The sequence below is a fragment of the Streptomyces sp. NPDC046821 genome, from assembly GCF_040645335.1.
GTDB lineage: Bacteria > Actinomycetota > Actinomycetes > Streptomycetales > Streptomycetaceae > Streptomyces.
The window spans coordinates 61680-73431 of sequence record NZ_JBEYYB010000021.1 but is presented as its reverse complement, the minus strand read 5'-3'; the positions used below and the strand labels follow the sequence as shown (position 1 = coordinate 73431).

Here is an 11752-nt window from a genome sequence, read left to right as displayed (position 1 = left end):
GAGTCCTGGGGGACCGGTCCGTTACGCTGGGCGCTGCTGTTGGCGTGAGCATGGCTTTTGTAGAGCTGGGGGAGATGTATCCGTGAAGGGGCGTTCGGCGCTGGCCGGGCTTGTGGTGGTGCTCGTGGCTTGTCTCGGGGCGTGCTCCGGTTCGGGCGGTGGCCAGGACCACGGCGGGGCCAAGGGGCCGGGGAAGAGCGGTTCGTACGCTCAGGAGCAGCAGAATCCCGATCTGGTTCGCGGGCTCTACGACGCCGACCGGCATCTGCCCAGGAAGACCGCCAGGGGCACCCGGCCGCACATGGTCAAGTCGTGTTCGCCGGCCACCCGGAAGGTCAAGCACACCTCGCGTCGCAGCAGCGGCAAGCGGAAGACGACCCGCACCTGGTACACCACCGACCACTACAACAAGTGCCGCAAGGTCCGAAAGGGCAGTGAGTCGTACACCCGGGTCGTGCGGCCCGAGCGGTGGTGTGTGCGGCTCGACGATGTGAACGGGAAGTCCGCGGTGGACGACCGCTGGTTCCGCGTCAGCCCGGCGACGTACAGCGAGGTGCACGGCCAGGCCGAGCACGCGCGCGTGAAGTTCGAGCCGCGGGGAACCGGCTGCTGAGCCGGCTCCGGGCCGTTCACCACGTCACCGGCAGCGCTCTGACTCCGTAGACGATGGCCGAGGTGTTGTAGGCCAGTGCCGACTCGTCGGTGGCCAGGCGCAGGTTCGGCAGGCGGCGGAGCAGGGTGGTCAGGACGATCTCCAGTTCCACCCTGGCCAGCGCGTGGCCCAGGCAGTGGTGGGCGCCGAAGCCGAACGACATGTGTCGGCGGGCGTCGGGGCGGTCCACGTCGAGGGTGTCGGCCGTCGGGCCGAACACCTCCTCGTCGCGGTTGGCCGTGGACAACATGCAGATCACGCCGTCCCCCGCCGAGATCGTCACCCCGCCCACCTCCACGTCCTCCCTCGCGGCCCGCCCCAGGCCGAGGTGGATGATCGTCAGGTGGCGGAGCAACTCCTCGACGGCGGCGGGCATCAGGGACGGGTCGTTCCGGAGCCGCCCCATGAGTGTCGGGTTCCTGAGCAGCGCGAGCGTGCTGATCGCCGTCATGTTCGCCGTGGACTCGTGGCCCGTGACGAGCAGCATGAACCCGAGCGAGGCGACTTCGGCGGGTGTGAGGTCGTCGCGGGTGGCGAGGCGGCTCAGGATGTCGTCGCCGGGTGCTTGCGCCTTACGTTCGGCCAGCACCGCCAGATAGTTCATGAGCGCCCTGTGCGCGCCCGCGACCTCGGCCGCGCTCGCCGTGTTGTCGAGCAGGGTGCGGCTGAGGGACTGGAACACACCGTGGTCCTCGTACGGAACCCCCAGCATCATGCAGATCACGAGGGACGGGACGGGGAGCGCGAAGTCCCGCACCAGGTCGGCCGGGCCCCCGGCCGACACCATCGCGTCGAGCGTGTCGTCGACGATCTGCTGGATGCCGGGACGCAGTTCATCGACTCGTCGCAGGACGAAATCTCCGCTGACCAGGCGCCGTAGCCGTGAGTGCTCCGGGTCGTCCAGGCGGATGAAACTCGGCCGGGACGTGGCGAGTTGACGCTGCCCGGGCGAGAGGAACGGGAAGCCGGGGGTACGGGCGTCGGCACTGAAGCGCGTGTCGGACAGGACCGAACGCACCTCCCGGTGACCCGTGACGAGCCAGCACGGCGTGCCGTCGGGCAGGACGGACCGGGTGACCGCACCTGAACGCGCGGCCTCCGTGTACGCGGGCGGCGGGGTGAACGGGCAGCCGCCCTGGGCAGCGGGGAGGCGAAGGGGCGGCGCGAGCAGCGCGAGCGCGGCGGCGGTCATGGGGGAGGGCCCTTTCGGGGAGGGTGTGTCATGTGGAGAGGGTGCGCAAGCGGAGTGCCGGGCCTTGAGCGGGGAAGCGCCGGCCCTCGAACGGGGGCGTGCCAGCCCTTGACCGGGTACGTGCCAGCCCTTAAACGGGGGCGCCAAGCCCCACACATGTCTCAGGTGTGTCCGGCGGAGTCCCCAGCGTGTTCAGCGTCGTGCACACCATCGCGCACTGGCCGATCACCAGTAGCAGTTCCACCAGTTGCTCCGCCCGCAACCGGTCGGCCAGTTGCCGCCACAACGACTCGGGCACCTCGCTCTGGCCGGCGACGTGGTCCGCCGTACGCAGGACGGCCAGGTCGGCCGGGCGCCACGCATGGGTGTACAGATCGGGGGAGGCGGTCGCACCGACCTCGGCGCCGTCGAGTCCGGCGAGCAGCGCGTGGCCCTCGTGCCGCGCGCGGACGAAGTCGCAGCGCAGCAGATGGGACGTGCGCAGGATGGCCAGCTCCCGGTCCCGCATCGCCAACGTGCCCTGATGGGTGAGGACTTGGGCCAGACGCAGCCACGCCTCGGCGAGCGGAGGATGGTGGGCGAGCGTACCGAAGAGGTTGACGCGACCCGGCCCGTCCTGACTCGACGCGCCCAGCAGATCACGCAGCACGGGCGGCCACTGCTCGGCCGGCAACGGGGCGATACGTGGGACCACCATGCCCTCCGCAGAACCCCGCAGCGCGGGCATCTCCGGCGTCACCATTCGCACACCACCACCCCGGCACTCGCCCCGCTGGCGAAGCCGAACATGCCGACCAGGTCGCCCCGCCTCAGCCGCCCGGTGTCGAGCGCGGTGGCGAGCTGGAGGGGGATCGTGTTGGTGGCCACGTTGCCGTGCGTCGGGAAGGTGGCGAGGACGCGGTCCGGGTCCACACCCACCCACTCGCACACCACCCTCGTGAACGCCACCGACGGCTGGTGCACACATACGAGGTCCAGGTCCTCCACCTTGACACCCATGTCACCCACCGCACTCCGCACCTTCTCGGGCAACCCGGCGAACGAATCCACCAACTGGGCCGAATCGATGCGGAGTTCGCCGAGCGTGCGGTGCTGGGCGTAGGGGTTCGGCAGGGTCGCGGCCGGCCAGCCCCAGGAGTTGGCGAAGAAGCGTGAGCTGATGACCCCGGGCCGCTCGGACGCTTCGAGCAGCAGGGCGGAGCCCATGTCACCCGTACTCAGGCTCGGCAGCGCGGACAGAACCTCTGCGGGGTCGCCGACCGACCAGCGGCTCTCGCGCGTGGACACCTCGGCCGTGGTCACGAGGACGCGCCGGTACTGGCCGGCCCTGATGAGGGCGTCGGCCACCTCGATCGCGTTGAGGACACCGTTGCACGCGTTCTTGAGGTCGAACACCGGGCAGCTCAGGCCGAGTTTGTCGGCGACCACGTGCCCCGTCGCGGGCTCCTCCATGTCGGCCAGGATTCCAGCGAAGATCAGCAGATCGACGTCCGACGGGCCGGCGACGCCGGGTGCCGCGAAGAGCCGGCGGGCCGCGTGGGCGGCCAGGTCGGAGGGCTGTTCGTCGTCGGCGGCGACGGTCCGCTCCGCGAGGCCGTACATGTGCGCCAGCACGCCGGGCGTGAGCGGGACATGGGGACTGTGGTAGCTGAAACGATTCTCCACCTCGGCGACGGACTGCGTGCCGGGCGGAACGTGGACCGCCGCGTGGACGATGCTGCTGTACAGGGTCAACGGGATGTCTCTCGGGGAGCGGAGGGGAGGGTATGGGGGAAGCGGGGGAGGGGAGCGCGGCGGGGGACGGTTGCGCTCGGACCGGGAAAAGCGGAAGGCCCGGCTCAGGTCGACGCAGCCGTAGCCGTATCCACCGTCCGCGCGGACGTGAGCGCCAGAACCACGTTGTGCCCCCCGAAGCCGAACGAGTGGGTGACCGCGGCCCGTACGTCTTGGGGGCGGGGCGTGCCCGTCACGCAGTCGAGGGGGAAGCCGAGGTTCTCAGGGGTGAGGTTCGCGATCGGCGGGACCTTGCCGTGATGGATCGTCAGGGCCGTGAGCGCGGCCTCGATCGCCCCGGCCGCGCCCAGGCTGTGGCCCAGTACGCCCTTGGGGGCGGTGACGCTCGGGCCGTGCGGCAGGACCCGGGCGATGAGCTCGGCCTCCGCGCGGTCGTTGAGCGAGGTCGACGTGCCGTGCGCGTTGACATGGTCGATGTCGCCCGGGGCGAGCCCCGCGTCCGCGATCGCGGTGCGCAGCGCGCTCTCGGCGACGGCGCCCCCGGGAGCGGGTGCGGTCGGGTGGTGGGCGTCGGTGGACTGCCCCGCGCCGGCGAGCAGCGCGTACGACCGCCTACCCCGCGACCGGGCGTCCGCCGGACGTTCCAGTACGCAGATGGCGGCCCCCTCGGCGATCACGAAACCGTCGCGGTCGGCGGCGAACGGCCGTGAGGCGGCGGCGGGTTCGTCACCGCGGGACGACAGCGCGCCCATGCGGTGGAACCCGGTGGTGATGACCGGCGTGATCGCGGCTTCCGTACCGCCCGCCACCGCGATGTCGCAGGCGCCGGACAGCAGCAGGTCGCGCGCGACGGCGAGGGCGCTCGCACCGGAGGCGCAGGCGCTCTCCGTGGCGAGGGACGGGCCGCGCGCCCCGAGGTCGAGCGCCACCTCACCCGCCGCCATGTTGGAGATGAGCATGGGGATGAGCGTGGGCGCGACCCGTTCGGGCCCCTCCTGGAGCATCCGTGCCGACTGCTCCTCCAGGTGGACGGCGCCCGCGAGGCCCGAGCCGATGACGACCGCGACGCGGGCCCCGTCCCAGTCCCCGCCGGCGAACCCGGCGTCGGCGACGGCCTCCCGCGCGGCGAGCACCGCGAGCCGGGTGAACTGCCCCATACGCCAGGACTTGCCCCCGCCGATCCGCGCCTGATCCGGCGTCATGTAGGGGACGCGGCAGGAGAAGTCGACGGGCAGTTCCTTGAGTTCGGGGTCCTGGGCGGCCAGGGACCGGCCGCGCAGCACGCCCTGCCAGGTGGCCTCGCGGCCGACACCGGCCGGGGTGATGAGCCCCAGGCCGGTGATGGCGACCGCGCGGTCGGAATTCTTCGTCACCGGGCCCCTGCCGTGTTCTGCCGCGTGATGAGGGTGGCGGTGAGCTGGCCGACGGTGGTGCGCTTGCCGGCTTCCCATTCCTCGACGCGCACGCCGAGCCGGTCCTGGAGGGCGAGCGCGAGTTCCGCGAGCGCGAGGGAGTCGAGGTCGAGGCTCTCGAGAGTGGCGTCGGGCCGGATGCTCTCGGGGCTGACCTCGAACTTCTCCGTGAGTACGGAGGTGACGGCCGCGCCCGCCCGGGGTGCGGGAGTGCCGGGGACGACGGCTGTGAGGGTGGAAGCGGTGGACGACGAGGACATATCGGGCCCTTTCAGGTCGCGTGTGTGGTGCCGGTCGTGATGCTGTTCGTGGTGATGAAGTGCTGAGGTGGGTCCGGGCTCAGGGGACCTGAGGCGACGGACACACCGGCGGTACGGCGGCCAGGTCCGGCCACAGCAGCGTGGCCGAGGCCCAGGTGAGCCCCGCCCCGAAGGACGTCATGAGGACGCGCTGGCCGGGGGTGAGCAGACCGCGTGAGGCGGCGTCGGCGAGCGCCAGCGGGATGGATGCGGCGCCCGTGTTGCCGACGTGTTCGATGTTGGACACCTGGCGTTCCGGGGGGAGTTGGAGGCGTTCGGCGACAGCGCCGAGGATCCGGGCGTTTGCTTGGTGGGCGACGAACCGGTCCACGTCGTCGGTGGTCCACGCGGTGCGGTCGAGCACGGCGCGGGACGACTCGGTCATCCGGATCACCGCGTGCCGGAACACCTCCCGGCCCTGCATCCGGAAGTACCGGTCGGCCGGGGTGTGGGCGGCCGGGTCCGCGCGTTCCGCGGCGCCGCCTCCAGGGACCTTGATCAGCTCGTGTCCCGTCCCGTCGCTGCCGAGGTCGAAGGCGAGCACGCTGCCGGGCTCCCCGTACGTGCCACGGCGTACGACCACCGCGCCCGCGCCGTCCGCGAAGACGACGCCCGCGCTGCTGTCGGCGGGGTCGACCAGGGTCGAGTACACCTCCGCGCCCACGAGCAGGACGCGTTCGGCGGCGCCCGAGGCGATGACGCCGACGGCCGTGGCGAGTCCGTAGCCGAAGCCGCTGCAGGCCGCCGAGATGTCCCAGGCCGCCGCGCCGTCGAGACCGAGGCGGGTGGCGAGGAGCGGGGCCATGGCGGGCATCGGCAGGTCCGGGGTGGAGGTCGCGACGAGCACGGTGTCGGGCGCCGGTCCGGCGGCCACCGCGAGTGCGCGGACGGCGGCCTCCAGGGCGAGTTCGCCCGTGCGGACGCCGGGGCCGACCCAGTGCCGGGTGACGATGCCCGTCCGGCGGCGCACCCAGGCGTCGTCGACCTCCCAGGTGGTGGGGAGTTCGTCGTTGGCGACCCGGCGCGGTGGCACCCAGCCGGCCAGCCCCTCCAGTACGGCACCGGTCCGGCCCGTCTGCCGGTGCGTGTCAGCGGATGTCACCCGTGCCTCGCTCTCCGTCTCGTTGCTGCGTCATGGGCTGCGTACTGATTCCCGTACGAACCGGGAAAACTGTAAGCACAGGAAGGATCTTCATAAGTGGAATGTCCCCTTCGAACGAAATCCCAGATGGTGGGGGATGTGGTGCATACGTGCACTTCAGAAGCGGAGGCTGGGATTCCGGTTCCCGGGGATGGGCCGAACGGGTGTCACTCGTAAGGCGGTTAGGCGCGCGTCTGTGTCGCGCTCGTGCGTGGGGAAAACCCCAGGTCCGCGCTTCCGTTCGCATGGCATCCTGACCCGATGAACGGACCGGAGATCGTCGTCGGCGTCGCGCTCGAGTTGGATTTGTTCATTCCGCATGAGCGGCGCGGCGGTGCGGACACGCCGCTCGTCACCGACGGCGTGTCCACCCTCGGCCATGTCGTCGAGTCGCTCGGGGTGCCCCTGACGGAGGTCGGCGCCCTGATCGTGGACGGGCGCGAGGTGGCCACCGGACACATCCCCTCCGCCGGGGAGCGCGTCGAGGTCCGGGCCGTCGTCCGGCCGCAGCGCGTACCGGGCGCGCCGCTCCGCTTCCTGCTCGACGTCCATCTCGGCACACTCGCCCGGCGGTTGCGACTCCTCGGGGTCGACAGCGCCTACGAGTCCACGGACATCGGCGACCCCGCGCTCGCCGCCCAATCCGCGGCTGAGAAGCGCGTCCTGCTCAGCCGGGACCGGGGGCTGCTGCGGCGGCGGGAGCTGTGGGCCGGCGCGTACGTCTACAGCGACCGGCCCGACGACCAACTACGCGATGTACTCGGCCGGTTCACCCCCGAGCTGCGCCCCTGGACCCGCTGCACCGCCTGCAACGGAAAGCTCAAGGACGCACGCAAGGAGGACGTCGCCGACCGCCTGGAGGGCGGGACGCGCGGCACGTACGACGTGTTCGCCCAGTGCCGCGCGTGCGGCCGCGTCTACTGGCGCGGCGCCCATCACGACCGGCTGGAGCGGATCGTGGAGCGGGCGGTGGCCGAGTTCGGCTGACCCTCGCCCGATCCCGCCTCCGGCGCCACCTCGGCCATCTCCTCGTCCGGCGTCCGGGGCGATTCGATGCGCCAGGCGATCCGTTCCTTGTCCTGGACGACCCTCCGGTACGCGTACAGCACCACCGAGATCAGCAGGATGCCGACCGCGAGGAAGGACTCCCCGGCGCCGCCGTAGCCCGCGAGGGACGGGTGGGTGACGCCGACCGAGACGATCACGACGTTGAACGCCAACAGGACCCACGCCACCGGGATCCAGGCGCGCGCACGGCGGATCGGGCGCGGCCAGTCGGGGCGGTCCTTGCGCAGCAGCAGGAAGCCCGCGACGGCGAGCGTCATGGCGACCAGGTAGCCGAAGTTGCTGGCGATGAGGATGCTCAGGGGCTCGCCGAGCAGCACCACGATCGCCGCGTTCACGAGCGCGTCCAGGGTCAGGGCGCGGCCCGGCACACCCCAGCGGTTCACCTTGTCGAGCTGACGGATGGTCATGCCCTCGCGCGCCAGCCCGTACAGCGCCCGGCCGCCGTCAGCCGTGCACGACACCATGCCGAAGAACATCGAGACGATCAGGATCACGACGCCGAGGTCCGAGAACCCGCCGAGCGCCCGGGTGAACGCGGTGGCGAACGCGCCCACCGGATCGGCGCGCAGCGTCGCCTCACCGACACTGCCGACCGTCGCGAGCGGCACGACGAAGAAGACACCCAGCGAGATGATCGACGTCAGACGCAGCGCCTTCGCGGTGTCGCGGGCCGTGTCCTGGTACTCGGGCGCGAACGACGCGCAGATCTCCGTTCCGTACGTCGTCCAGGCCGTGACGTAGAACCACACGATCAACGTCATCCAGCTGCCGCCGTGGTACCAGGTCAGGCGGGACGCGTCCCAGCTGCCGGGGCGCACGAGCGGGGCCACGACGACCACCGCGAGGCCGAGCATCACGAGCGCCGCGACCGCCTTGGAGACCCCGGCGGCCAGGCGCGCGCCGAAGTAGTTGCAGGCCCAGCCGCCCGCGATCGCCAGGACCGCCAGAGACTCCGGGAGTCCGATGGGGTGGCCGGGGAACGGTATCGACGGCGCGTGCGGGAACCACTGCGCGGTGATGAGGTGGCCGATCGCCGCGCCGTTGACCGCGATGCTGAACGACCAGCCGATCCAGTATCCGTACGAGGCCACGGCGCCCAGCGGCGCGAAGTAGCGTTTCCAGCCCTCGGTGGCGTATCTGCTGATGCCGCCCGACATGCCGGGGAACATCGCGGCCGTCTCGGCGAACAGCATGTTCTGCAGGAACGCGACGAGCGCGCCGACGCACCAGATCGTGATGGCCGTCCAGCCCCCGATCGCGCCCACGGTGTAGCCCACCGTGAGGAGGAGGCCGTTCGGGATCACCATGGCGATGGCCATGCCGTCGCGCCAGGTCAGGGACTTGTGCAGCTGTTGGGTCAAGGGGGCCACCTGTCTCGGTCGGGAGGTGAGGGGAGGGGCGGAAAGCGGTGGGAAAGCGGTGCGGAAAGTCGTGCTCCTTCGCTGTGTCGGCGGTCACAATAATTCGTTATTGTTGGCCGGGAACAGGGGTCGGACAGCGATTTCGCGATCACTTCCCGGCGACGGGCGACGAGTGACGGACAACGGACAAGGGGCGGGCATGGGGGAGCGACGCGACAGCGGCGGCGGCAGTGTGGGCGACAGTGGCGCAGGCGCCGGTGAGGATCCGCGCGAGCGGATCCTGCGGTCCGCCGCCCTCGCCATGGCCGAACGCGGCTTCGACGCGGCACGCATGAGGGACGTGGCGCGCGGCGCCGGCGTGTCCATCGGGCTGCTCCAGCACTATTTCGACACCCGCGACCTGCTCTTCCGCGAGGCCTTCGACTGGTCGATCGGCGACCTCATAGCGCGCTGGCGCAAGGGATCCTCCGCCGAACCCGACCCGTGGCGCCGCTTCGAACTCCTCGCACGGGAGCTGGCCGACGACCCCGACCTCCAGCGCCGGTGCGCGACCTGGACGGAGTTCTGCGCGAGCGCCGCGCGCAGGCCCGAGCTGCGGGACGGGGTGCGCCGCGCCCACGAGGAGTGGCGCGAACTCGTCCTCGGCATCGTCGAATCGGGCGTCGCGGAAGGGAAGTTCACCCCGGCCGTACCCGTCGACGTCGCCGTGCGGACCGTGCTCGCCGCCGTCGACGGCTGCGACATGGCCGTGGCGTCGGGCAGCGGAATGGGCCCGGAGGACTACGCGGCCGTCATCCTCGCCACGGCACGGTCGGTCCTCGGAGTACGGGACTGAGCCTGCCCCCGCAGGCCTGCTCGGACTTGCTGAGGGCTGGACCAACTCACCTAATACGTATCGCAGTTCACAGGAGGCACACGCGCCATGACGTCGACCGTATTCCCGCACCTGTTCAGCCCGCTCACCATCGGCGGTGTGACCCTGAAGAACCGCGTCCTGTCCTCCGGTCACGACACGGTGCTCGTCGAAGGTGGCAGGGTCACGGACGACCTGATCGCCTACCACGAGGCGCGCGCGGAGGGTGGCGTCGGGCTCATCGTCGTACAGGTCGGGGGAGTTCACGAGACGGCCCGCTACACGACGCATGTGCTCATGGCGACGGACGACTCGTGCATCGAGGGGTACCGGCGGCTCGCCGAGGCCGCGCACCGGCACGGCGCCAAGGTCTTCGGGCAGCTCTTCCACCCGGGACGGGAGATCCTGGAGTCGCGCGACGGCTCCGCGCCCGTGGCCTGGTCGGCGTCCGCGACCCCGAGCGAGCGCTTCCACGTGATGCCGCGTGCCATGACCGAGGCCGAGATACGTGAGGTGATCGACGGTTACGGCGAGGCCGCCCGCCGTCTGCGCGAGGCGGGTCTCGACGGCGTCGAGGTGGTCGCCAGCCACGGCTACCTGCCCGCCCAGTTCCTCAACCCTCAGGTCAACGTGCGCACCGACGGATACGGCGGTGACATCGACGGCAGGCTCCGCTTCCTGCGCGAGGCCCTCGTGTCCGTACGGGCACACACCGGCCCCGACTTCGTCGCCGGACTCCGCATCTCCGGCGACGAGTTGAGCCACGACGGCCTCACCGCCGACCTCGCCGTCGACGCGGCCACCCGGCTCGACCGCGAAGGACTCGTCGACTACGTGAGCGTGTGCGCCGGCTCGTCGGCGACCCTTTCCGGCGCCCTCCACATCGCCCCGCCGATGACCCAGCCCGCCGGATACACCGCCCCGATCGCCGCCCGCGTGAAGGCCGCCGTCGACGTGCCGGTCATGGTCGCCGGACGCGTCAACCAGCCCCAGGAGGCCGAGCAGATCCTCAAGGAGGGCCAGGCCGACGCCTGCGCCATGACCCGCGCCCTGATCTGCGACCCCGACATGCCGGGCAAGGCGAGCGAGGGCCGCACGGAGGAGATCCGGGCCTGCATCGGCTGCAACCAGGCCTGCATCGGACACTTCCAGCGCGGCTACCCGATCTCCTGCATCCAGCACCCCGAGACCGGCCGCGAGCGCCGCTTCACGCGGTTGCCGATGCCCACGCGCAGGCGCCGCGTGCTCATCGCCGGGGGCGGCCCGGCCGGGCTCAAGGCCGCTGCCGTCGCAGCGGTTCGAGGGCATGACGTCACGCTCCACGAGGCCGGGCGCCGGGTCGGCGGACAGGTGTTGCTGGCCCAACTGCTGCCTGGGCGCGCCGAGTTCGGAGGTGCCGTCACCAATCTGGAGGGCGAGGCCCGACGGGCCGGTGCGCAGATCGTGACCGGTTCCCGTGTCGACGCCGAACTGCTCGACCGGGCGGAGGCGGACGCGCTCATCGTCGCCACGGGGGCGGTGCCGCGTCGGCCGACCCTGGAACTCCTCGATGACCCCGTCGTCCTTGACGCGTGGGACGTGGTCCGGGGGACTGCCGAGGCACCCAAGGGCCGGATCGTCGTAGCGGACTGGCGCGGTGACTGGATCGGCCTGGGTGTCGCGCTCCAACTCGCGGGCCAGGGACGGAAGGTGACGCTGTGTACGACGGGGTTCGGCGCGGGTGAGCACCTTCAGCAGTACGTGCGGGCGGCGATGCTCGCGCAGGCCGCGCGGGCCGGGATCGAGATCGTGCCGACCGTGCGTCCCTACGGCGCCGACGCCGACACGGCGTACTTCCAGCACACGCTCACGGAGGAGCCGGTGATCATCGAGGGGGTCGCGGCCCTCGTCCTCGCCCAGGGGCACGACCCGGTGGCGGAACTCGCGGAGACGGCGCGCGGGCGGGTGGGCGAGATCCTGATGGCGGGGGACTGCGTGTCGCCGCGGACGGTGGAGGAGGCGGTGCTGGAGGGGCTGACGGCGGCGTCGTCGCTCTGACGT

At 71.5% G+C, this 11752-nt stretch carries 11 protein-coding genes; 4 read left to right on the top strand and 7 right to left on the bottom strand.

What is annotated here, in order from left to right; translation table 11 throughout:
• Nucleotides 1-82 precede the first annotated feature (82 nt).
• Nucleotides 83-613, top strand: coding sequence for a hypothetical protein (locus ABZ893_RS33275; RefSeq protein ID WP_361411528.1), 531 nt, complete (start codon nt 83-85; stop codon nt 611-613).
• Nucleotides 614-629: 16 nt separating this feature from the next.
• On the opposite strand, the gene ABZ893_RS33270 is transcribed toward ABZ893_RS33275, so the two are convergent.
• From ABZ893_RS33270 to ABZ893_RS33245, 6 genes are all read right to left on the bottom strand, one after another.
• The gene (locus tag ABZ893_RS33270) at nt 630-1844 is read right to left on the bottom strand and encodes a cytochrome P450 (protein ID WP_361411526.1); all 1215 of its coding nucleotides are present in this window, start codon (nt 1842-1844) and stop codon (nt 630-632) included.
• Nucleotides 1845-1974: 130 nt separating this feature from the next.
• The gene (locus ABZ893_RS33265; protein ID WP_361411524.1) at nt 1975-2586 is read right to left on the bottom strand and encodes a carboxymuconolactone decarboxylase family protein; all 612 of its coding nucleotides are present in this window, start codon (nt 2584-2586) and stop codon (nt 1975-1977) included.
• Entirely contained in the window at nt 2580-3578 is a 999-nt protein-coding gene (locus tag ABZ893_RS33260) for a 3-oxoacyl-[acyl-carrier-protein] synthase III C-terminal domain-containing protein (RefSeq protein ID WP_361411522.1), read from the bottom strand. The genes ABZ893_RS33265 and ABZ893_RS33260 overlap by 7 nt, the downstream gene beginning before the upstream one ends.
• A gap of 104 nt (nt 3579-3682) precedes the next feature.
• Entirely contained in the window at nt 3683-4951 is a 1269-nt protein-coding gene (locus ABZ893_RS33255) for a beta-ketoacyl-[acyl-carrier-protein] synthase family protein (RefSeq protein ID WP_361411520.1), read from the bottom strand.
• Nucleotides 4948-5250 carry a phosphopantetheine-binding protein gene (locus ABZ893_RS33250; protein ID WP_361411518.1) on the bottom strand — a complete coding sequence of 101 codons (303 nt, stop codon included), beginning with the start codon at nt 5248-5250 and terminating at the stop codon, nt 4948-4950. Before ABZ893_RS33250 ends, ABZ893_RS33255 begins: the two co-directional genes overlap by 4 nt.
• 79 nt (nt 5251-5329) lie before the next feature.
• Nucleotides 5330-6391 carry a beta-ketoacyl-ACP synthase III gene (locus ABZ893_RS33245; RefSeq protein WP_361411516.1) on the bottom strand — a complete coding sequence of 354 codons (1062 nt, stop codon included), beginning with the start codon at nt 6389-6391 and terminating at the stop codon, nt 5330-5332.
• 300 nt (nt 6392-6691) lie between these two features.
• On the opposite strand from ABZ893_RS33245, the gene ABZ893_RS33240 reads away from it, so the two are divergent.
• Nucleotides 6692-7417 carry a Mut7-C RNAse domain-containing protein gene (locus ABZ893_RS33240; protein ID WP_361411514.1) on the top strand — a complete coding sequence of 242 codons (726 nt, stop codon included), beginning with the start codon at nt 6692-6694 and terminating at the stop codon, nt 7415-7417.
• On the opposite strand, the gene ABZ893_RS33235 is transcribed toward ABZ893_RS33240, so the two are convergent.
• Nucleotides 7366-8859, bottom strand: coding sequence for an APC family permease (locus tag ABZ893_RS33235; protein ID WP_361411512.1), 1494 nt, complete (start codon nt 8857-8859; stop codon nt 7366-7368). The two genes, ABZ893_RS33240 and ABZ893_RS33235, sit on opposite strands and share 52 nt — an antisense overlap.
• Before the next feature lie 199 nt (nt 8860-9058).
• Between ABZ893_RS33235 and ABZ893_RS33230 the strand changes: the two genes are divergently transcribed.
• Nucleotides 9059-9694, top strand: a complete 636-nt coding sequence (locus ABZ893_RS33230) for a TetR family transcriptional regulator C-terminal domain-containing protein (protein ID WP_361411510.1) — start codon at nt 9059-9061, stop codon at nt 9692-9694.
• An 87-nt stretch (nt 9695-9781) separates the two neighbouring features.
• Nucleotides 9782-11749, top strand: coding sequence for an FAD-dependent oxidoreductase (locus ABZ893_RS33225; protein WP_361411508.1), 1968 nt, complete (start codon nt 9782-9784; stop codon nt 11747-11749).
• Nucleotides 11750-11752: the final 3 nt, after the last annotated feature.

Coding starts and splice junctions, on each gene's coding strand:
- ABZ893_RS33250 (WP_361411518.1), bottom strand. CDS start 5,250: ATGTCCTCGTCGTCCACCGCTTCCACCCTCACAGCCGTCGTCCCCGGC.
- ABZ893_RS33270 (WP_361411526.1), bottom strand. CDS start 1,844: ATGACCGCCGCCGCGCTCGCGCTGCTCGCGCCGCCCCTTCGCCTCCCC.
- ABZ893_RS33225 (WP_361411508.1), top strand. CDS start 9,782: ATGACGTCGACCGTATTCCCGCACCTGTTCAGCCCGCTCACCATCGGC.
- ABZ893_RS33265 (WP_361411524.1), bottom strand. CDS start 2,586: ATGGTGACGCCGGAGATGCCCGCGCTGCGGGGTTCTGCGGAGGGCATG.
- ABZ893_RS33240 (WP_361411514.1), top strand. CDS start 6,692: ATGAACGGACCGGAGATCGTCGTCGGCGTCGCGCTCGAGTTGGATTTG.
- ABZ893_RS33230 (WP_361411510.1), top strand. CDS start 9,059: ATGGGGGAGCGACGCGACAGCGGCGGCGGCAGTGTGGGCGACAGTGGC.